Here is a 20,661-nt window from a genome sequence, read left to right on the forward strand (position 1 = left end):
CGTCGGCGCATGCAGACGACAACCCCGCATCGGGGATCGAGGCGCGGCCGGCCGAGCCGTGACGCGCCGCCGTCGGCGGCGACGGCGCCTCCCAGCCCCACCAATCCTCACCAGGCACGGTCGATGACCGTGCCTGCCATGCGCGCGGCCGTCGTGGCCATCCGCGCCGGTGTCTTCGACGACGTCACCGATGACGTCCTCGCGCACGGCGACCAGGCGTTCGGGGCCGCAGTCCGCAGCCGTGCCGGCCAACCCGACTCACCCATCCAGTGGACGCGAGCGGGCGTCGGCGGCCGTGTCGTCCTCGTCGTGGCCGGGCACGCGGGGGCCGGCGCTTCCACCGTCGCGTTGGCGCTGGCCGAGGGGCTGGCGGAGGGCCGGCGCGTGCAGCTGGTCGACTACTCCGAGCCGGCCCGGTCGGGGTTGTCGGCGGCCCCGACCATCGAGCTGGGCACCGACAGCGCCGGGTGGCGGTGCGGTCGCCGCGGTCGACTCGATCTCGTCCGGCTCGCTCAGCACCCAGCCGACGGAGCGCTCCCACCGCTCCCGGAGACCGACGCGGACGCCACGGTGGTGGTGGACACGGGGTGGTCGACGACCGGTGCGCTGCTCTACTCGCCCAGGTCGCTCGTCGGCTGCGCTCTGGTGGTCGTCACCCGGGTCACGGTTCCAGCGGTCCGGCAGACCGAGCACGTCCTGGCAGCCGTCGGCGGGGACGCGGCGGTCGCCGCGGTGGGCCCGGCGCGGTGGCCACGGCTGGTAGAGGCCAGCTGCGGTCCCCGGCTCCGTGAGGCGCGGTCGACGGGCCAAGTGGTCCCGGTGCCGCTCGACCGGCGTCTGCAGATCGCCGGGCTGACCGGGGACCGGCTGCCGAAGCCGGTGGCCGCCGCCGGCCGGGCGCTGGCTGCGCTCGTGGTCCCGGCGGCGCCACCCCGGCACCGGCGCCGGGCAGCGCGGACCGGGCGGGCCGGGGCGACCCGATGACGGTCGGGCAAGCGAGCGCGGCGGTGCGGGCGGCGTCGACCGTCGCGCTCGTTCTCGCCGGGCTGGTGGTGCTGAGCAGCGGACCGGCGAGCGCGGCGCCGGAGATCACCGCGGCGGTCTGCCCCGCCGCACCGCCCGGGATGCAGGCCTTCGCCGACGACGTGACCGCCTGGGTGAAGTGGGGCGTGCTGGCGCTGATCGGCATCGGCGCGGTCGCGTCCCTCGGGTCGATCCTGGTCGGGCGGATCTTCTCCCATCCGCACGCGTCCCGGTACGGCGCCATGGGCGTCGCGGTCGTGGTGATGGTGGCCATCACGTACACGGTGATCCTGACGATCATCGGCTCGATCACCGGCAGCGGGTGCACCTGATGCGCCGCCGCGCAGAACGCCCGGTGGGGGAGACGTCGACGTGGGGGCCCGCCCGCCTCCTCCTGCTGATCGTGGTCAGCGCCCTCGTGGCGCTGGCGGTACTGGCCGGACTGGTGCTGGCGGTCGTCGGGGCACTGACCGGGGAACGGCGGGACGGCGCAGGCGCCGCACCGCGGGCGGCCGCTCCCGCCACCGATCTGTCGCAGCAGGACGCGCTCGCCGCCGCGCCCATGCCGAGCGCCGACCCGGACGACGCGCTGCCCGGCCCGCTGTCCAACCGGGCCGCGGGCGTGCTCGAGGTACCCCGCGCCACGGGCGCCGGCCCGGCCGACGTGCCCACCGGCTTCCCCCGGACTCCGGAAGGCGCGCTGGCGCAGCTGGCGGCGATCGACGTGACGGCGATGCAGACCGGCTCGATGGACGGCGTGCGGCAGGTGATCGCCGAGTGGGCCGCGCCAGGTGGCCCTACCCCGCAGACCTGGTCCGGGGCGCATGGCATGGCCAGCCTGTTGTCGGCGGCGGGGCTGTCCGGTGCCGGGTCACCGCAGCTGGCCATCGTGGTCCGCCCGGTCATGGGACTGATCAAGGGCACGGTCGGTGAGGACTTCGCGGTGGTGTGCGTGAACTTCGAGTTCACCGTCACCGTGGAGGAGACCTCGCGGATCGCGATCGCCGACTGCCAGCGCATGGCCTGGACCGGGGACCGGTGGCTGATCGGAGCGGGGGCGGAGCCCGCGCCGGCTCCCTCGGTCTGGCCGGGCACCGACGCGGCGATCGCCGTCGGCTGGCGGGACCTGCGTCATGGCTAGGCCCCAGCTCGATCGAGGTGGCCGATCGCCGCGTCCGCTCATGCTGGTCGTCGTCCTGATGCTAGCGGTGGTGGGTTGGCTGACGACTGCGTCTCCGGCCTCGGCTGACTCGACGGTCGTGGCGTTCCCCGCAGCTCCCGCGGCGGACGACGTCTCGCTGCCGTGCCTGCCGATCAACCCGTTCTGCGTGATCGGCGAGGCGGCCGGAGCGGTGGTGGCCGACGTGTGGGTCAGCGCCATGTTGTCGCTGTGGGAGGCGGGGCTCTGGCTGCTGGGACTGGCCTTCTCGGTCATCGACGCCCTGGCGACCCCGGACCTGTCCGCCGACGGCCCGCTGGCCGGGATCTATCCGGTGACCTTCGGCATCGGTGCCACCGTCGCGGCACTGATGGCGCTCGTGCAGCTCGGGGCCGCGGCGGTGCGCCGGGACGGGCAGACCCTGGGCCGGCTGCTGATCGGGCTGGTGCAGTTCGGGTTGGTGTGGGCCGGCTACGTCGGCGTGGCGGCGTTGCTGGTCACCGGCGTCTCCGGACTGACCACCGCCCTGCTGCGCAGCCTGCTGGGCATCGACACGATGGCCGCCTTCGACCCGTCGATCAGCGTGGGCCGCGACCTGGTCGACGGAACGGTCGCCACCGTGCTGGGTGTCTCGTCGATCTTCCTGCTGGTGCCCGCCAGCGTCGGCTACCTGCTCGTGATGCTGGTTCGCGAGGCGGCGCTGATCGTGCTGGCGGCGACCTCGGCGATCTCGGCCGGCGGCCTGCTCGCGCAGTCCTCGAGCACCTGGTTCTGGCGCAGCCTGCGCTGGTTCCTGGCGGCGCTGCTGGTCGCCCCGGTGGCCGTGCTCGTGCTCGGGGTGGGAGTGACCATCACCGAGGGCATCGTCACCGGGGCTGAGGAGACCAGCACCGAATCCGCGATCGGCATGGCGGTGGTCGGCTGCCTGCTGATCCTGCTCGGCGCGATCTGTCCGCTGGCGCTGTTCCGGCTGCTGGCCTTCGTCGATCCGGGCACGTCGAGCGGGGCCGCGCTCCGCTCCTCGTTGGCCGCGTCCGGTGGAGCCGTGGGTGCACTGAGCAACCTCGGCGGCGGACGTGGTCGGGCCGCCGGCGCCGCAGTGGCCGCGGCCTCGGGCGGGGTGGCCGCCTCGGGAGCCGCGGCACAGCTGGCCGGTGACCGGGCCCAGGGCGAGTCGACGGCGGACGCGGCGACCAGCGGCCGCTTCGCCGGGGCACTCCAGGCAGTGACCGCCGGTACCTCCGCCGCCGGCCGGCTGGCGGCCGGCGTGGCTGCCTCGGCCGCCGACGTGCTCTCCGGCGTCGGCGTCGGCCACTCCGCGCCCTACTACGGGCAGCCGACACCGAAGGGGGCGCCTACGGGCGGACGTGGGAGCTCGGGAGCCGGACGACCGTCCCGGTTCGGGCGGCCGCCCGGCCGGGAGGACGGCTCCCGATCGCTGGGCGGCTCGACGCCCGGTCTGCACGGGACCGACGGAGGCAACGGCCCGGTCGCCACGACCTGGCCGTCGCAGCACCTCGACGGCAGCGGGCTCGGCGATGCCGACGAGACCGATCCGCCGGCCGCCCGGGCGGCGCGGACCGAGCACGGACCCGGCGACGGCGGTGCGCGGTGAGCGCCGCCCGATACGGCGACTACGCCAAGGACGTCTCCGGCTGGTTCCTCGGGATGACCGGCGCCCAACTGGCCCTGGTCACCCTCGCCGGAGTTCCGGCGCTGCTCGCCCTCAACGCCCAGGCCTGGGGCCTGTTCGTCCTCTGGCTGCCGGTGTGGGCGCTGCTGGCCGCGGTGCTGCTGGTGCCGGTCCGCGGGCGCTCGGCCGGCCGCTGGCTGGTTGATCTCTTCCTGCACGCGATCGGAGCACTCATGGGATGGACGGTGTTCGGCTCCCGGGCCGTGTCCGGCACGGCCGACGACCTGGCCGAGGCGGATCTGCCGGGCGTCCTGGCCGGCATCCGCACCCACGACGGGCCGCCCTTCGGTCAGCTGTTCACCCGCCCGGTGATCGTGCAGAACTGCGCGGCCCGGACCTGGGCGGCCGTCGCGTCGATCACCCATCCCGGGATCGGCCTGGCCGAACCGGACGAGCGCAACCGGATGGGCGCCGGCTTGGCCGAGCTATGCGAACTCGCTGCCCGCACCGAGCTGGTCGACGTCCTGGCCCTGCAGGTACGTACCGTGCCCGACGACGGCACCGAGCGCGCGGCCTGGGAACGAGCCCACACCCGCGCGGACGCCGCACCCCTGGCCGCCCGGATCAACGCGCTCCTCGGGGCCACCCTCACCCCGGCCGCGGTGCGCACCGAGGCCTTCGTCACCGTGGTCGTCGGCGAGGCGCGGATGAGCCGCGCCGCGCGGGAGTCCGGCGGGGGTGTGGACGGCCGCGCCCGGGTCCTGCACGGTGTGATGGCCGAGGTGGAGGGGGCGCTTCGCGGAGCGGTCGGCTGCACCGCGGTCACCTGGCTGGACTCCGCTGCCCTCGCCGCCGCGGTCCGCACCGGCTTCGCCCCGGGTGAGCGCGGCCAGCTCATCGCCGCCGACCTGGCCGCCGCCGACGGCGCCCAGCTGACGACCGGGGTGCCGATGGCCGCCGCCGGCCCCAGCCACGCCCGGGCCGAGGTACGGCACTACGCGCACGACGCGTGGGCGTCGGTCACCGACACCGTCCTGCTTCCCGACTCGGGAGCGGTGCTCGGCGCGCTGGCCCCGGTGCTGGTGCCGACGGTGGCGGGGGAGCGGCGCTGCCTGACCGTCTTCCTGGCCCCGATGCCGCTGGACCGGGCCACCCGCCTGGTCGGCCGGGAGGAGATGAGTGCCACCACGGGCAACGAGCTGCGCGCCCGGATGGGCTTCCGGCAGCGGGCCCGGCAACGGCGCGACACCGAGCGGATAGGCGCGGCGGACGAGAAGCTCGCGGCCGGACGGGCACTGGTCCGCCCCGCCGTCGCCGCCTGCGTCACGGTCCCCGCGACGTGGCCGGTGGCCGAGCACGGCCGGCGACTGGATGCGTCCATCCGCGCTGCCGGCTACGTACCGCTGCGGCTGGACCTGGCGCAAGACTCCGGCTTCGCCGCCGCCGCCGTTCCCCTCGGCGTCGGTCTGCCCGACCGCCGGAGCCGACGGTGAACGGCCGCGGGACCCGCCGAGGTCGGGACGTCGCCGTCCTGCTCGACGACTTCGGCCACCGGCTGCCTCCTCAGCCTCCGGCGAATGCAGCACCGCGCGACCGGGGCCCGTTCACCCAGCTGGTGCCCCGCCGCGGAATCCGCGGGCGCGGCCGGGGCCGGGCGGCGGCGCTCGCCCCGCTGTCGGTGTGGCGGATGACATCGGAGCAGACGCCGGTGGTGTGGCCGCTGATCGCCACCTCCGGCCTGCCACCCACCGGCGCGCAGATGGGACTCGACCTGCTGTCGGGCGGCGCGTTCTACTGCGACCCCGTCGGGTGGGTCACCGACGACGACATCCCGGTCACCAACCCGAACGTCGTCGTCTTCGGCAAGCCCGGCCGCGGCAAATCGGCCACGGTCAAGGCCTTCGCGCTGCGCATGCTCGCCTACGGCTACCGCACCCTGGTCCTCGGCGACACCAAGGACGAGTACGAGCCGCTGTGCCGCGCGCTCGGCGTCGAGCCGTTCGTCATCGGCCACGGCCTGCCCGCCCGGGTCAACCCGCTGGCCTTCGGTCCGCTCGGGCACGGCTGGGAGCGACTCGACGCCGCCGAGGCCCGCCGCCGCGAGGCGCTCGTCTTCGCCCGGTGGCTCCTACTGCTCCGTGGGCTGGTCGCCTCCCAGGCGGTGCCGTTCGGCCCGGTGGAGGAGACCGCCGTCGGTGCGGCGCTGCGCCTGCTCACCGGATACCGCAGCGGAGCCACCCGGCTGACCGAGCCCACCATCCCGCAGCTCTGGCAGGCCTTGGACGAGCCTCCGCCGGAGCTGGTCAGCGGCTGCCGCTACGCCGACCGGCGGCACTTCCTCGACGCCACCCGAACGCTGCGCGACGCGCTCGGCTCCCTGGTCAAGGGCTCCCTGGCCGGGCTGTTCGACGACCACACGTCGATCGAGGTCGACTGGCGCGCCCCGATCCAGTCCCTGTCGCTGTCCCGCCTCGAGCCGCTCGGTGACCAGGCCGTCGGCATCGCGCTGACCTGCCTCAACTCCTGGGGTCAGGCGATGCGGGAGATCGCCGACCCAGGTGACCTGCGCATCGTCGTCCGCGACGAGACATGGCGGCAGATGCGCCTGGGCGCCGAGGCGATGAAGAGCCTGGACGCCAACCTGCGGCTGTCCCGCCGCGACGCCGACGTGCAGGTCCTGCTGGCCCACAAGCCGTCGGACATGCTCACCGCCGGCGACGCCACGTCCCAGGCGGTCGCCATCGCCCGCGACCTGCTGCACCTGTGCGACGTCAAGGTGCTGCACGGCCAGGACCAGGCCGTCGGCGACGAGCTGGGCAGCATGCTCGGCCTGACGCCGACCGCCCAGCGGCTGGTCACCGGCTGGGCGGTCGCCGGCAAGGGCCGGGCGCTGTGGCTGGTCGGGGACCGGGCGTTCAAGGTGCAGACCGTCCTCACCGGGCCGGAGCTGCGGCTGACCTACACCAACGAGGCGCTCGCCGCCGGAGGCCCGACGTGAGCGGGACGGCGGCGCGCATGGCGCACTCGTACGCGCGGGCGTGGCTGTGGCAGGCCGCCGCTCCTTGCGCCCTCCCGGTGTTCGCGGGGCTCACGCTGCTGCTGATCCCCCTCGCGGTCATCGGTGCTCACGAGGCGCCGACGCCGACCGCGTCCTCGGCCTGCTCGATCGGCGGCACCGGCGCCACCGTCGCCGGCATCGAGCTGGACGCCGTCCAGATGGGCCACGCGCAGACCATCGCCGACGTCGCCGCCGCGCGGGGGCTGGATGCGTACGCGGCCACGGTGGCGCTGGCCACGGCCTACCAGGAGTCCCGCATCCGGATGCTGGCCAACGACGGCAGCAGCCCCGAGCTCACCGGCGAGCAGGCCACGGTGACCGCCACCAGCCTGCAGTACCCGCACGACGGCCTCGGCTCCGACCACGACAGCGTCAACACCTTCCAGCAGCGCTGGCTCGCCGGCTGGGGCACCGTCGCCGAGCTGATGGACCCCGTCTACGCCGCCGAGGCCTTCTACGCCCGGCTGGTCGAGATTCCCAACTGGCAGACCATCCCGCTCACGCAGGCGGCCCAGGCCGTGCAGATCTCCGCCGCCGGCGACGCATACGCCCGCTGGGCGCCGCTCGCCCGGGAGCTGACCGCCATGCTGTGGCCGACCGCCCGGGCCGCAGCGGCCGCCCCCGCCGGCGCAGCGCCCGCCGTCTGCCCGGGCCTGCCGGTGGCCGCCGGGTCGTGGATCCGGCCCACCGCCGGCACGGTCACCTCCGGCTACGGGTCCCGCTGGGGAACGCTGCACGCCGGCGTGGACATCGCCAGCCCCCGCAACACGCCCGTCTACGCCGCCGCCGACGGCACCGTGCTCCGAGCCGAGTGCACCAGCGACTACTGCGACCGCGACGGCAGCCCGAGCCTGGCCGGCTACGGCAACCTCGTCGAGCTCGACCACGGCGGCGGGGTGACCACCCGCTACGGGCACCTCTCCGCCTACACGGTCACCGCAGGCCAGCACGTCGCCGCCGGAACGCTGGTCGGCTTCCAGGGCTCGACCGGAAACAGCACCGGTGTCCACCTGCACTTCGAGGTCCGCCAGGACGGCGTGCCGGTCGACCCCGTCCCGTGGCTGGCCGACCGCGGCGTCGACCTGCGCTCCTCCGATGCCGCATGAGCCGCCTGGACCTTAACGAGGGAGAAGCCATGCACCACGCGAACGCAGGCGGTCGGCGGTGAACGTCGGCCAGTCGCGGCCCGACGTCGGCCCGGCCAGCTGGGAGATCCCGCTCGCCGCCGTCCTGGTGTGGTTGACGGCCGCCGCGGTGCTGCTGCCGGCCGCCCGCGCAGCAGCGGCACTGCTGTCCGGCGGCGGCTGGGTGTGGCCGCACGGGTCGGCCGCCCTGGTCACCTCCGTCGGCGGCCTGCTCACCGCCGAGCCCACCGCCGGGCTGGACGCCGCGCAGACGGCGGCGCTGCCGCCGCCCGCGGTTGTCTACACCGCCATCGCCGGGTGCCTCGCACTCTTCCTGGCCGCCAGCGGGGGAGCGGCCTGGGCCGGGCACCGATGGCTGACCGGGCGATCGGGCATGGCCACCCGCAGCCAGGTCGCCGACGTGCTCGGCAGCGAGCGGCTGCGGCGGGTCGGACCCGTCGTCCGCCCCGATCTGTCCCCGGCTCGCCGGCCTCGCCGCGTCGTGAACACGGACGTGGGATGGCGGCTGGGCCACGCCGCCGTCCCCGCCGCCGGGCAGCTGTGGGTGCCCTTCGACCGCACGACCGGCGTCTACGGCCCGCAGGGGTCTGGCAAGACCCTCGACCTGCTCGCCCCTGCCCTGCTCGACGCGCCCGGCGCGGCGCTGGTCACCCTGACCAAGGCCGAGGACCTGCTACTCACCCTCGACGCCCGCGCCGCCGGCGACCGCCCGGTCGCCGTGCTCGACCCCTTCGGCGCGGTTCCTGGACTGCCGGAGCTGGTATGGGACCCCGTCGCCGGCTGCGTGGACCCCATGACGGCCGAGCGCCGCGCCAAGGCCTTCACCGCCGGCACCGTTCCCGGTGCGGTCACCGGCGGCACCACCGACTCGGCGGCCCGCTTCTACGCCTTCGAAGCCGCCAAGGTCCTCCAGGGCTACCTGCACGCCGCCGCGCTGACCGGCCGCACCATCGAGGACGTCCTGGAGTGGGCCGCCCACCCTCAGGCGGCGACCCAGCCGGCCGACGTCCTACGCGCCCATCCGCACGCCGCGCCCTTCTGGGACGGGCTGCTGCACGGTGCTCTCCACGGCGACCCGCGCACCGCCGGGAACACCGCCACCACGGTGCAGCAGGCGCTGACCCTGTTCTTCCAGGCCGACATCCGCCGCCGCTGCACCCCCGGGCCCGGCCGGCCGGCCACCGACATCGCCGCGCTGCTCGCCGCCGGCGGCACCGTCTACCTGCTCGGCCGCGAGGATCCCTACGCCTCGGCGGCCCCGCTGATGACGGCCCTGGCCGAGCACGTCCTCGACACCGCCCTGCAACTGGCAGGCGACGCCCCGACCGGGCGGCTGTGCCCACCGCTGCTGGCCTGCCTGGACGAGCTGCCCTCCACCGCGCCGCTGCCCACCCTGCGCACCCGGATGGCCAACGACCGGGCCCTCGGGATCAGCTTCCTCTACGCCGCACAGACGTGGCGGCAGCTGGTGCTCATCTACGGCGAGGACGAGGCCCGCGCCCTGTTCGGGCTCACCAACGTGCTCGTCGCCTTCGGCGGCGGCAAGGACGGCGGCTTCTACCGCGAACTCTCCGAGCTGCTGGGCAGCACCCGGGTCCGACGCACCTCCTACAACTACCGGGGCACCGGATGGTCCCGATCCACCCACGGCGAAACCGTGCCAGTGCTGCGCCCGGAAGAGATCCGCCAACTGCCGCCTGGCCGGGCCCTCGTGGTCGCAGAGAACGCCCCACCGCTGATCGCCGGGCTGACCCGCTGCCTCACCGGACGCCGCGGCGCGCAGCTGCTGGCAGCACAGGCCTCGGCCCGCGATCGCGTCGCCGCTGCTCGCGAGCACACCGCCAGCATGTTCGAGCGCACCGGTCGCGCGCACGCCGCGGCCGCCCGCGCGGGTCTCACCCCGGTCGAGCGGGGCCTGCGATGACCGCCTCCCACGTGGCCGTGCCGTTCCCGCCGCCGCCGCGGGAGATCCGCCGGGCCATCGAGCAGCTCCGGCAGGCCGAGGACGCCGGCCTCGACCCCGCCGGCCTACGGCTGCTGGACCGGCCCTGGGACCCGGCGACCTGCTCGGCTCCGGTGCGCACCCGGCTGTGGCCGTGGCTGGACGACGTCGCCGCCTGGCTCAACCACAGCTACGCCTGGCAGACCACCCAGGCGATCCCCTCCTGCTGGCCCGCCCACCCCCACCTCGTGCACGAACTCGCGGTCCTAGCCTGCCTGCGTGCCACCGCCGCCGACGCGGCGGCTCCCCACGCGCTGGAGGAGTGGCACCGCTACGCGCTTCCCGCCTTCCACGCCCGCCTGGCCGAGCGGCTCGGCATCGGCTGCCCACCCGGCCGGCACACCGACTGGCCCGCCCGCTCCTGGGCCGCCGAATACAACAGCCCGCAGGCGACCGCGACGCGTCGAGCGTTATTCGACGGCGACCTCGGCGCCACCCCGACCGGCCACACCCCCGAAGCGGCAGGAGGCAAGTGATGCCCAGCGCCTTCCGGTCCGACCGCGGCGACTGGGTGTCGCTGCTCGCCGGCGTGCGGATCAGCCGCGCCTGGATGGTCCGGCACACCCCACACCTGCTCGCCGCCTGGTGCGACGCCGCGACCGACGAGGGCCGTCGCGCGATTGCCACGCGCATCCTGCAGATCGCCGCCGACCTGGAGAGCGAACCAGGGCACGGCGACGACGACGCAGCCACCGACCCGGCCTGGCGGCAGCTCGTGGCCGTCATCGACGCCCGCCTCGTTCGCGGCCCGGACTGGCTGCCGCTGGCCGCCGCGCTCGCCCGCGCCGCGACCGCCGGCTACGACGTCGCCGCCCGGCTGCCTGCGCTGGCCGCCGCCGCTCCGCTGCCCGACCGGCACCCCGCTCGCGAGCTGCACTGGCGGCTGCTCGACGACTGCGCCGCCGCCCTTCCGACGCGCGCTGCCACCGGTCACCGCTCCTCGACCACACACAGCCCGGTCGGTCCTCCACAGATGTCCCGCAACACCCCCGCCGCCGACCGCGGCGACGCAAGCGTCGACAGAACCAACCCCTGAGGAGAGGACGTGCCTCATGACCGTCGACACGGTCAGCGACCCCCTCGGCTACGCCGCCTCCCTGCTCGACGCCGTCGGCGCCGACCGGGAGCAAGTGCCTGCCGACATCGCCCTGGAGTGCCTCTACGCCGCCGAGCTCCTCGAGCTCGCCGGCGGACGCACCGAACCGGTCCCGCTGATCGACGGCGACCCCGCCGCCAGCATCCGCGCAGCCATGGGCGCACTCGGCCTCCTCGACGAGCACACCTTCGCCAGCACACCGGTCCTCGACGCCGCGCGCGCCGCCCGCCACGCCTTGCGACGGCTGGGCTGAACGGTGGTCACCACCCTGCGGCAGCTGCTCGACGACCTCACCGACCGAGCCGGTGCCCGCCCGGCGGTGGCGGCCATCGAGGACGTCAGCGGAGCACTGGCCCACCTCGGCCGGGCGCTGTCCGGGCTTGCCGAGGACGGGCTCACCCCCGGCGACAGCCACCGGCAGCGCAACGTCACCGCGCTCGCTGCCGCCTGCACGACCGCCGGCCGGCTGTGGCCGCACAGCGGCGGGCCGCTCACCGATCTCGCCGGCGCCGCCGCCGACCTCATCGGCCTCGACCGGTCGGTCATGGGCCGCTCCCACCGCTGGGCGGCCACCGTCGAGGTGGCCGAGGTCGCTGACCACTGCGCACGGCTCGGTCGCCGTCTGCTGCCGGAGGCGGCAGCTCCGGAGCTGGACGTCGTCCGCCAGTTGGCCGTCACCATCGAGCGTGACGCGCAGGCCGATCCGCCCACCGGCGCGGATTCCGTGGTGCTCGACCGTCTGGTTCCCCTGCCAGGACCGCCGTCCGGAGAGGCCGAGGTGACCGTCCTGGACGCCGCCGCCGGCCTCCTGGCCGCGCTCGACCGAGCACAGCGAGCCGACGACCTGACACTGCGGGACTTCCGTGCCGCCGTCGCCGCCGCCGAGCTCACCAGTCGCTACGCCGCCGTCGCGGCGGGCATGACCGGAAGGGACGCCGGACCGCTGCTGGTCGCCGGGCTCGCCTGGCAACACGCCGGCCGCGCCAGCATGGTCTTCCACGACGGACGCCGAGGAGCCCACGACGACCGCGGAGGCGTCGTCGCGTCGTCGCAGGCGCTCGTCCGCGCCTTGCGCAACGAGGTCGGCGCGCCCGCCGACATAGGGGAGCAGCACGACCGCAGGACTGCCGCGGACGCGGCAGCAGCGGTCCAGCAGGTCGCGAGCCACATGCCGGTTCTCGCCGACCACCTCACCATGGCGGTCGAGCGCTGGTCCCGCACCGGCCAGCTGTTCGCGAACGCCCGAGACCTGCCACGCATGGAGGCCATGCCCCAGGACCGGATCGAGGCGGTGATCGCAGGACGACACGTGCGGGCCAGCGGCGCCGACCTTGACGGTCTTCGGCAGGTCGTCGGTCGGGCCGCTGATCTGTCGACCGGACTGGCCGACGTGCTGCACCGAGCGGCCGGCACAGGGCCACGGGCGCAACAGCACCGAACCGACCGGCGCGACCGAGGAACGAAGGTGCCGGGCAACGCCGAGCGCGTGCTCAGTCGTGCTCACGCCGTCGACCGCGAGAGCGAGGGCATCCGGGTGCTCCACGCACCGCGACAGATCCCGCCGTCCCGATAGTCGATCCCTATGCGACCGAGCTCCCGCCCAGCGTCACAGCGAGCTGGTCTCGCCCTTACGGCCAGCGCGTTGTGGGTGCACCTTCCCTTGGCGTCACCCTCTCGTGCCGGCGCCCGCTCACCCCTCGACGACGAAACTGTCAGTGGTGGCCACTAGCTTCGATCGTCCGGCCACAACCCCTACATCTGGTAGCTACGTACAGTCCAAGAGCTAGATGTAGTGCTGGTTTGAGCGTGTCGCGCCCAACTTGTCGTGTCCGCGTGTTCCTCTAGTTACAGACAGCACAAAGCCCCGGAAGGTCCGGGGTGGGACCAGTCCGGGGCCTCGCGAGTCCTCTGGGCAGGAGGAAATCGCGACGCTACAGGTCGTCGAGTTCGGCGCGGCCAGCGCCACGCTCGGGCGGACGGACCAGAAGCTGTCGGGAAGGAGACGACCGTGCCCCCTCGCCGTGTCGTGCGGACCACCAAGGTCGTCCGTGTGCCCGTCAAGGTGACTCGAACCGTCACCATCACGGTCAAGCCCCGCTGACTCGTCGCGCCTCGTCGCGATTGAGCAGCTGAAGTTGGCCTGACGCCTCCGCCGCCGGCCTGTTGGCCGGGGGCGTCAGCGCCTACCCCTCCCCACGGCCGTCCCTGTTGGAGGACACCATGGCAGCGAAGAACAAGACCAGCGCTAAGGCCGCCAAGGCGGCGTCCAAGGTGCTGCGTGACGGACGCACGTCGAAGGCTTCCAAGACAGCCGCCGGTAGCGCTCTGTCCCAGACCCCGGCCAAGCGCAAGGGGAAGTAGCAACTGCGGCGCGGGAGTCGGTTGACGCTGCCTCCCGCGCCGCGGCCCGGGCTCAGATCCGGCGGTCGACCGTCACTCGATCGAGGCGGCGGTGCAGGTACGACAGCATCGAAAACAGGTCTAGGGCATCGGCCTCGCTGACCGCCCACTCGGTGCGCGGAGCATGCGCCGTTGGATTGCGGAACGTTCCGAACACGCCCCGCAACACGTTGGCGAAGCCGCTGTGTTCGCTCACCTCACTAGAGGTTCGGTGAGCGTTGATGCGAATGACGGGATTGGCCTTGGCGAAGCAGGCGTTGACCAGATGAGCGCCGTCGAGCACGCTGCCGCTGATCTGACGCAGTCGTTCGGCCAGGCCTTTGGTCGCCTCGAACACGGCATGGAAGACCGAGCGTCGCAGCAGCTCCTCTTGGCAATAGGCAAGAACCTGCGGGTGCACGCCCCGGCGGTTCATCTCGCCGCGCAGCCGACCGGCCAACTCAGCAACCTCGTCGAGCGTCCGAGCCTGCTTGGCGGTGGTTGGCTTGCCTTGGTCGGTGATGCGAAGTCCGACCATCGACAGGACCTCGTTGACGCCCTGCTGCAGAGCTTCGAAGCGTCCGGGGTCCGCGATGTAGCGAGCGGGGTCGAGCGCAGCAACCACGAAGGTCAGGAGGCGATGGCTCGACTGGTCAGCCACCTGCCGATTGACGAGTGCCGCTGAGAGCCGATGCCGCTTGGTCCCCGTAGGGAAGGGGTCTTGGATGCGGACGCTATCGAGCAAGCGGGCGATTTCCCAACCCTTAAGCCCCGGCCACTCTGTCGATGCCAGTACAGCACTCAGCGAGTCGATTACGCCTTCAGACCAAGGAGGCCTTCTCGTCGGTGCCACGGGTGCGGACGGTACTTCGGCGCCGCGACAACTTCCGCGCCTCAACAGAGGCCGAGGTACTCCTCAGCTAGGTGATCGGCGAACCCGCGGCGCAGCGCGGCGGCGCGGGCTGGGAGCAGATCGCCCTATTCCCCGGTGTACTTGAGACTTCGCGTGGGACTCCACCACCGAGGGCATCGCCGAGCGACTGGTCGCCGACGCCACAGCCGCCGCTCGAGCTTGGCTGGCGGGCGCGCCCCTCCACTGACCCGTCCCTACGCCCCGGCCTGCGGGCCGGAGCGCCGCCTCAATACGGTTCCCGCCCTGCAGTCGGGTTCGACCTCTGATGTTCCTTCAGGGACCGACTATCGGGCGAGATGCAGGTCGGGAGAGTTGGCTCTCGGCGGCTGTCCCGTATGGGCAGCCCGCGGAGGATCCTCGGTTGGGGGCATCGAGCGGGACGCCCGTGGGGGATCAGCCGTGGCTCTGCTAAGCGCCGAGGTGTTCGAGTCGGCGTCGAGCACGGCCCTGTGGACGGTGCCGGGTGGCACGCCAAGTGCCTCGGTGACCCGATCGATGTGCGCCAGCCACCGGCAGGGTGGCAGGGCAACGATGATCGCGCCGGCCTCGCGCAGTGCCGCATGAATGTCCAAAACGCTCCGCCTGCACAAAGCCAGCGTCACGCGGGCGTCGAGCAGGATGTCGGCGAGGCTGCATGAGGAGTCGATGGCCGTCCGCAGCCCGGTGGCGCCGTCGCGGTGGACGAGGTCGGCGGGATCGAGCCCCTCGGGTAGGGCGAGGCGGCGCGGGGCGTCACCGCGGCTGGTGAGTTGCCAGTAGATGCGCTCGGCGGCGCGCTGCCCGGCGAGGTCGTTGTCGGTGGCCACGAGGATGCCGGGACCGTCGGTGCGGATGTAGCGGCCGAGGAGGTCGGCTTGCCGGTCGGTGAGGGCGGTGCCGAGAGTGGCAACGCCGACGGTCCGCCCGGCACCGGCCAGGGTGAGGGCGATGGCGTCCAGTGGTCCCTCGACGAGAGCCGGGGTGGCTCCAGCGGCGAGCGTGGATCGGGTTTCGTGGAGCCCGAACAGGTGCTCGCCCTTGCGGTACAGGTCGGTACCCGGGGTGTTGAGGTATTTGGGTCCGGCGCGTCCGTCGTCGGCTGCGGTGGGGTGGCGGCGGGCGATGAAGCCGACGATCGCGCCATCGAGGTCGTGGATGGAAAAGGTGAGCCGGTCGCGGAACCGGTCGATCAGCGCGCCGGTGCGGGCGCGCTGGGCGAGGCCCGCGGTGACCAGTTCGGTATCGGTGGCGCCGAGGCCACGCAGGTGGTCGACGAGCGCCGTCCAGCCGGCCGAGGCGTAGCCGGGGGTGAAGCAAGCATCGGCGGTGAGGTCGGTGCCCAGCCGGTCGCGCAGGTAGCCCGGCGCCCAGGAGTCGGGGTAGTGGTCGGTGAAGAAGGCGGCGGTCTGGGTGTTGAGCTCGATGAGCCGATCGCGGCCGACCACGGCGGTGGCCCAGAAGTGCTGCTCGAGCAGGTAGTCCGCGTCGTCGGCGGCCTCGACCGCGCCGGTCAGGGTGAACGGGTCCGGCGTGAGGTACCGCGGCGGCGACGCCGGGGGATGGGTGTCGTAGTCAGGGTCGAACGGCGCGTCCTCGTCGCCGGGCGGCACGTCCGCCGGGTCGGCGGCGGTGGTTGGCGCGGGCACGGTCGGCAGCAGGTGCGCGTCGTCGGGTGGCTGCAGATCGGCCGGCAGCGGTTCGGGGTGCTGCGCGGGGGTTGGGTCGGTGAGGGCGGCGACCCGGAAGACGAGCGCTTCGGCCAGCCCGGTCACGTCGCCGGTCACCGCGGGTGGCAGCCCGGCGAATGCGGCGGTGAGCAGGTCGGCGGGGGACCAGCCGGTGCGGATGCCGTTGGCGACCGCGGCGACCAGCGCCGGCCATGCGGGGTCGGCCAGCACGCGTTCGGCCTGTTCGACGGGCAGCCGGCCCAGCAGGGTGGCGCACCAGTCCGGGCGCGGTCCGGCCGAGCCCGCCGCGGGCACGGTGGCCGGAGCGACGTGGGGCGACAGCCGCCACCACAGGGCCGCGGCGGGCAGGTCGTCGGGCAGCGGACGCCGTGCGGCGACGGCGGCGAGCATGCCGGCGGCATCGAGACCGGCGCGGTCGGCGGCGGCCAGCCGGTCGGCGAGGACCGGCCAGTGCTCGTCGCGTCGGATGCGGGGGTCGATGCCGTCGGCCAGCGCTGCCCACACCGAGCTGTCCCGGGCGGGAGCGGCGGCGGTCACCGCCTCGTCGAGTCGCGTCTGGGATCGGCGTTCCGCAGCCGGCCGCCGGGGCGGTCCGGTGGGGCGCCGGTCGCTGTCGGGAACGGCGAGTGCTGCGCGCCAGACGGCGAGGTCGGCCCGCAGTGCCTCGTGGTCCGGGCCCAGCAGTCGCTGAGCCCAGGTCGGTGCGGTGGCCGCGGTCATCTCGACGACGGCGGAGGCAACACGGGCCGCGCAGGTAGTGACGTGATCCGCGCGGGCGGCCAGGTAGGGACCCCACCGCGGATCGTCGGCCAGGGCCGCCGGGATGCCGGGCAGCCACGGCAGCGGGCCAGCGGGGCCGGACACGGGCAGCCGGTGGTCGAGGACGGCAGCCGGGTCACTCGCCGTCTCCAGTTCCCGCGCTTCGACCGTCGTCCTCAAGACGGCGACAGGGTCGGCACCGGTGAGCGCGAGCAGCGCCAGGTGCCCGCGCAGCGCCGGCCACGCCGGCGCGCTGGTCAGCCCCGGGTGCAGGCGCTCGGCGGCGTTCTCCAGTTCTTCTGCAGTCGCGGCACCCAGGCGGTGGTCGGCGGCGACGCGCAGCGCGTCGGCGTACCGGGTGGCGGCGGAGTGCAATTGCTCGGCCGGGTCGGCCAGCGCCCGGCGGGCGCCGGCCGCGGAGGTCTGGGCGCCGTCGCGGGCCAGCATGCCGGCCAGCAGGTCGGTGGCGGTGGGCGGGGACACGGCGGCGGGGGTGACGATGCTGTGCGGATCGCCGTCGCCGACGGTGGTCAGGTACAGGTGGTTGGCGGCGCGCCCGCGGGAGAGCGCGACGTAGAGCAGCTGCCGGGACTCGCCGCCGGTGAGCACGGTGTGGCAGACGTCGGCGGTGACGCCCTGGGCGCCGTGCACCGTGGTCGCGTAGCCGAGCTGCACGTGCTCGGCGACGTAGCCCGCCGGCAGGGTGATCCGCCGTCCGGTGCTGGTGTGGACGACGTCGAGGGCGCCGTCCCGGCCGACGGCCCGGACGGTGAAACGGTCACCGTTCTTCACCCACTCGGTGGCGGTGATCGGCAGCCGCCGGTTGTTGGCGCGGGTGATGACCGGGTCCCCGGCCCCGGCGCGGGTGCCGTCGGCCAGCTCGACCTCCGCGCCCGGGGAGGAGGCAACGCGGGCCAGCCGTTCGGCCCGCGCCCGCTGGTTCAGCTGTGTGACCAGGTCCCGGGTGGCGGCCAGCAGCAGTGCGTCCAGACCGCGGGCGGCGTCGGCGGCCCAGGCGGTGTAGGCATGCTCGGCGCAGGCAGCCAGGTCCCCGACGTGCACGCGGCCGGAGTCCAGGTAGAAGCCCAGCCCGAGGGTGTCGCCGTCCCGGACGGCGACGGTGGCCGCGGCCTCGGCCGGGTCGGTGAAGCGCACCAACTGGGTCAGGGTGACCGCGCCGTGGGTGGCGGCGATCTCCGCCAGCACGCCGCCGGCGGCGACCGAGGTCAGCTGCTGGTGATCGCCGACCAGCCGCACCGATCCACCCCGCCCCAGGACGTACTCGACGGCGCGCGCCAGCTCGCGGGTGCCGGCCATGCCGGCCTCATCGACGACCACCAGCGTGGTCGGCCCGATGCCGGCCACCCAGTCGGGTGCCTGCCCGGCGTCGAGGCACCAAATGAGCTTGGCCAGCGTGTCGCACGGAGCCCTCACGGAGTCGCGCAGTCCGGCGGTGGCCACGGCGGAGGGCGCCAGGCCGAGCACCGTTCCGCCGCCGGCGGTCCAGGCGCGGGCCAGGGTCGCCAGCGCGGTCGTCTTGCCCGCGCCGGCCGGGGCGAGGGCCAGTTGCACCCGGGCGCCGCTGCCCGCGAGCTCGCGCACCAACTGCGCCTGGCCTGGATTGAGCTCGGCGCCGTTGGCGGTGGCTTCCAGCAGCGCCAGCTCCACCGTGGCCGGATCGGCACGTCGTCCGTCGCGGCGGCCGGCGGCTCCCAGGAGCAGCGCCTCGGCGTCCAGCACCGCCTCGTTGGTGTAGAGCCGGGCACCGGCGACGGTGTAGACGCTGGCCCCGTCCGAGCGGCGCATCTCCGCCGGCTCGACCACCGGATCCGACTCACCCAGCGGAACGGACAGGGCGGGGGAGAGCACCCCCTCGGTGACCCGGGTGACCGCGGCGTCCACGTCGTCCGGTGCCAGGGCGGCGGCCCGCACCACCCGCTCGGCCTCGGCGCGCACGTGCCAGACCTGCCAGGTGGCCCGCGCAGCAGAGACGGTGTCCAGCACCCGGACGGCGGCCGACCGGACCCAGGCCTCGGTGATCCCCGGGTGCGGGGATCCGCGCGCGCCCAGTACGCGGCCGAGCATCCGGATGATGCGGTCGGTGCCGCCGAGGACGGCGGCGGCCTCCCGCTGCCATGTGGCCCGCTGCTCGGCGAGCGAGCGAGGCTCGTGCTTGGGGCCGCGGGTCTCCAACGTCGCCTGCTGCGCCAGCGCGATCGCCTCCACCGCCGTGGGCGGCCGGCCGTGGTCGCGCTGGAAACCGTCGGCCAGCACCGCGCGGCGGACGTCGATGTCCTGACGCCGCGACGACCACGCCGTCAGGAGTCCCTCTTCCATGCCGGTGATCTCGCGCACCGTCCGCCGTCCCGGGGTGGGCCCAGGCCGGTCGGCGAACCGGAGCCCCAAGTGGGTGACCAGGTGCGCCTCCAGCCGGGTGTCGTAGCGCTCGGAGGCGGCGACGGCGGCCTTGTGCAGCACCCGCCCGTCCAGCGCCCGCCAGAGCCCGTCGCGGGTCTGCACTCTGTTGCTCACCGCCACGTGGCTGTGCAGATCGGGATCGCCGGCGCGGGAGTCGCGGTGAGTGAACACCGCGGCGATCAACCCGGTGGTCTCCACCTGTCGCACCCCGTCGGTGCCCAGCCGGGTAAAGCACGCGTTCTCCTCCAGCCAGGCCAGGGCGTCGGCGACCGCGGCGGCGTGGGCGGCCTCGATCTGCTCGGCCACCGCCCGCGGGGCCAGTGCCCACAACGCCGATACGGATTTGACGGGGGAGAAGGTGAGGTCGTAGCCGGCCACCGCCGTCGTCGCCGGCCGCGAGACCCGGGCAAGCAACCCTGAGAGCTCGCGGGCATCGTGCGGTGCGCGGCCGTAGGCCTCGGCGAACATGGCCCGGGCCAGGTCGCTGCGAATCCTCGCTCGGTCGTCGTCCGGAACCGGGGCTGTGGCCGGCTGTCCGCGGGCAGTGTTGAAGGCGGCGAACTCCTCCGCGCAGCGGGCTCGGAAGCCGTCGGCTCGAGGAGCGAAGACGTAGAAGGCCCGCCCCAGGGCTCCCACCGCCCGCGCCTCCTGAGGTGCCTGTCCCCGGGCCAGGGCCTCCTTCTCGAGCCGATCGGCGTCGGGATGGCGCCCCTCCCCGAAGAGCGACTTCATCTGCTCCTCGGTGACGGGCTGACCGGCGCTTACTCCGCCGACCCCGGCCAGGCCGTTGCCGGTCCACCTCCCCGGGGACTCTCCGCGCTGGGAGTAGTAGTCACCCAGGCCGGCGTGACCCCGCTCCGTCGCGTCGAACGCTGCCACCTGCCGCGTCAGGTACGTGTAGCCGTCCCCGGCCGTCAGCTTGTGCAGCGTCATCACGGCCGCGGACCGTAGGAGGGCGGACTCCACTACGGCTGCCGCACTTCTCCAGTAGCCCGGTGCCGCAGAGTCCCGGGCCGGAGCCGCGTCGCTCGCTCAGATGGGCACGCAACGCTGAGCCCTAAGGCGCAACGACGAGCGGTTCGCTCAGGAAACCTCAGCCCAACACCGGAAGGCGCCGTCGGTTCCTGTCCAACCGAGCGCTGACGGGGCCCCGCTGGCCGGAATGCAAGACGTGTGTCCGTCTTGATCTTGCGGTCAGCTCGGGCTGAGTGAAGGGGCTAGCCAGCTGGCTGATCAACTCGCGGGTGTGGAGTGGAGCGCTCGCGTTCGACGTCGATAGGGCGCTCGCGCTGAGGAGCGCCCAATAGCTGGCTCTCGGTGCCGCGGCCATCCGGGCAACGCTGCAGGTGGCAGGTGAACTGTGCTCGTCGACCCTGATGCCCACCGCCTGCTTGTGGCTGTACTCGTGT

Annotated in this window: 14 protein-coding genes; 12 read left to right on the plus strand and 2 right to left on the minus strand. The window is 74.1% G+C overall.

Annotated elements, in window-relative coordinates; translation table 11 throughout:
• Positions 1 to 138: 138 nt before the first annotated feature.
• The 12 genes from LBW97_RS10995 to LBW97_RS11050 all read left to right on the plus strand — a co-directional run bounded on the left by LBW97_RS10995 (position 139) and on the right by LBW97_RS11050 (position 12,689).
• Positions 139 to 984, plus strand: coding sequence for a hypothetical protein (locus LBW97_RS10995; RefSeq protein ID WP_224499421.1), 846 nt, complete (start codon positions 139 to 141; stop codon positions 982 to 984).
• Positions 981 to 1,355 (plus strand): hypothetical protein, encoded by a 375-nt coding sequence (locus LBW97_RS11000; RefSeq protein ID WP_200491658.1) that lies wholly within the window; start codon positions 981 to 983, stop codon positions 1,353 to 1,355. Before LBW97_RS10995 ends, LBW97_RS11000 begins: the two co-directional genes overlap by 4 nt.
• Positions 1,355 to 2,164, plus strand: coding sequence for a hypothetical protein (locus LBW97_RS11005; protein ID WP_200493002.1), 810 nt, complete (start codon positions 1,355 to 1,357; stop codon positions 2,162 to 2,164). Before LBW97_RS11000 ends, LBW97_RS11005 begins: the two co-directional genes overlap by 1 nt.
• Positions 2,165 to 2,282: 118 nt before the next feature.
• Positions 2,283 to 3,797, plus strand: a complete 1,515-nt coding sequence (locus LBW97_RS11010; protein WP_224499422.1) for a hypothetical protein — start codon at positions 2,283 to 2,285, stop codon at positions 3,795 to 3,797.
• Positions 3,794 to 5,308, plus strand: coding sequence for an SCO6880 family protein (locus LBW97_RS11015; protein WP_374489782.1), 1,515 nt, complete (start codon positions 3,794 to 3,796; stop codon positions 5,306 to 5,308). Before LBW97_RS11010 ends, LBW97_RS11015 begins: the two co-directional genes overlap by 4 nt.
• Positions 5,305 to 6,813 (plus strand): ATP-binding protein, encoded by a 1,509-nt coding sequence (locus LBW97_RS11020; protein ID WP_091379080.1) that lies wholly within the window; start codon positions 5,305 to 5,307, stop codon positions 6,811 to 6,813. Before LBW97_RS11015 ends, LBW97_RS11020 begins: the two co-directional genes overlap by 4 nt.
• Positions 6,810 to 7,979 carry a M23 family metallopeptidase gene (locus LBW97_RS11025; RefSeq protein WP_224499423.1) on the plus strand — a complete coding sequence of 390 codons (1,170 nt, stop codon included), beginning with the start codon at positions 6,810 to 6,812 and terminating at the stop codon, positions 7,977 to 7,979. The genes LBW97_RS11020 and LBW97_RS11025 overlap by 4 nt, the downstream gene beginning before the upstream one ends.
• Positions 7,980 to 8,037: 58 nt before the next feature.
• Complete coding sequence (locus LBW97_RS20450; protein ID WP_224499424.1) at positions 8,038 to 9,942, plus strand: type IV secretory system conjugative DNA transfer family protein; 1,905 nt, start codon at positions 8,038 to 8,040, stop codon at positions 9,940 to 9,942.
• Positions 9,939 to 10,496 (plus strand): hypothetical protein, encoded by a 558-nt coding sequence (locus LBW97_RS11035; RefSeq protein WP_224499425.1) that lies wholly within the window; start codon positions 9,939 to 9,941, stop codon positions 10,494 to 10,496. The genes LBW97_RS20450 and LBW97_RS11035 overlap by 4 nt, the downstream gene beginning before the upstream one ends.
• Positions 10,496 to 11,056: a hypothetical protein gene (locus LBW97_RS11040; RefSeq protein ID WP_200491662.1), complete on the plus strand. Its 561-nt coding sequence runs from the start codon at positions 10,496 to 10,498 to the stop codon at positions 11,054 to 11,056. Before LBW97_RS11035 ends, LBW97_RS11040 begins: the two co-directional genes overlap by 1 nt.
• A 16-nt stretch (positions 11,057 to 11,072) precedes the next feature.
• Complete coding sequence (locus LBW97_RS11045; protein ID WP_200491663.1) at positions 11,073 to 11,369, plus strand: hypothetical protein; 297 nt, start codon at positions 11,073 to 11,075, stop codon at positions 11,367 to 11,369.
• A 3-nt stretch (positions 11,370 to 11,372) separates the two neighbouring features.
• Complete coding sequence (locus LBW97_RS11050) at positions 11,373 to 12,689, plus strand: hypothetical protein (protein ID WP_200491664.1); 1,317 nt, start codon at positions 11,373 to 11,375, stop codon at positions 12,687 to 12,689.
• 840 nt (positions 12,690 to 13,529) lie between these two features.
• Here the strand turns inward: LBW97_RS11050 and LBW97_RS20455 are convergent.
• Together LBW97_RS20455 and mobF are read right to left on the minus strand one after the other, a co-directional pair.
• Positions 13,530 to 14,156 carry a TIGR02391 family protein gene (locus tag LBW97_RS20455; protein WP_200493000.1) on the minus strand — a complete coding sequence of 209 codons (627 nt, stop codon included), beginning with the start codon at positions 14,154 to 14,156 and terminating at the stop codon, positions 13,530 to 13,532.
• Between the two features lie 536 nt (positions 14,157 to 14,692).
• Complete coding sequence (gene mobF / locus LBW97_RS11060; RefSeq protein ID WP_207168329.1) at positions 14,693 to 20,185, minus strand: MobF family relaxase; 5,493 nt, start codon at positions 20,183 to 20,185, stop codon at positions 14,693 to 14,695.
• Positions 20,186 to 20,661: the final 476 nt, after the last annotated feature.

Source organism: Blastococcus sp. LR1 (assembly GCF_020166105.1).
In the GTDB taxonomy this organism is placed as follows: Bacteria; Actinomycetota; Actinomycetes; order Mycobacteriales; family Geodermatophilaceae; genus Blastococcus.

Bases quoted from the DNA above. Each gene is read 5' to 3' on its own strand.
- LBW97_RS10995 (WP_224499421.1), top strand. From the start codon at position 139: ATGCGCGCGGCCGTCGTGGCCATCCGCGCCGGTGTCTTCGACGACGTC.
- LBW97_RS11000 (WP_200491658.1), top strand. From the start codon at position 981: ATGACGGTCGGGCAAGCGAGCGCGGCGGTGCGGGCGGCGTCGACCGTC.
- LBW97_RS11005 (WP_200493002.1), top strand. From the start codon at position 1,355: ATGCGCCGCCGCGCAGAACGCCCGGTGGGGGAGACGTCGACGTGGGGG.
- LBW97_RS11035 (WP_224499425.1), top strand. From the start codon at position 9,939: ATGACCGCCTCCCACGTGGCCGTGCCGTTCCCGCCGCCGCCGCGGGAG.
- LBW97_RS11040 (WP_200491662.1), top strand. From the start codon at position 10,496: ATGCCCAGCGCCTTCCGGTCCGACCGCGGCGACTGGGTGTCGCTGCTC.
- LBW97_RS11045 (WP_200491663.1), top strand. From the start codon at position 11,073: ATGACCGTCGACACGGTCAGCGACCCCCTCGGCTACGCCGCCTCCCTG.
- mobF (WP_207168329.1), bottom strand. From the start codon at position 20,185: ATGACGCTGCACAAGCTGACGGCCGGGGACGGCTACACGTACCTGACG.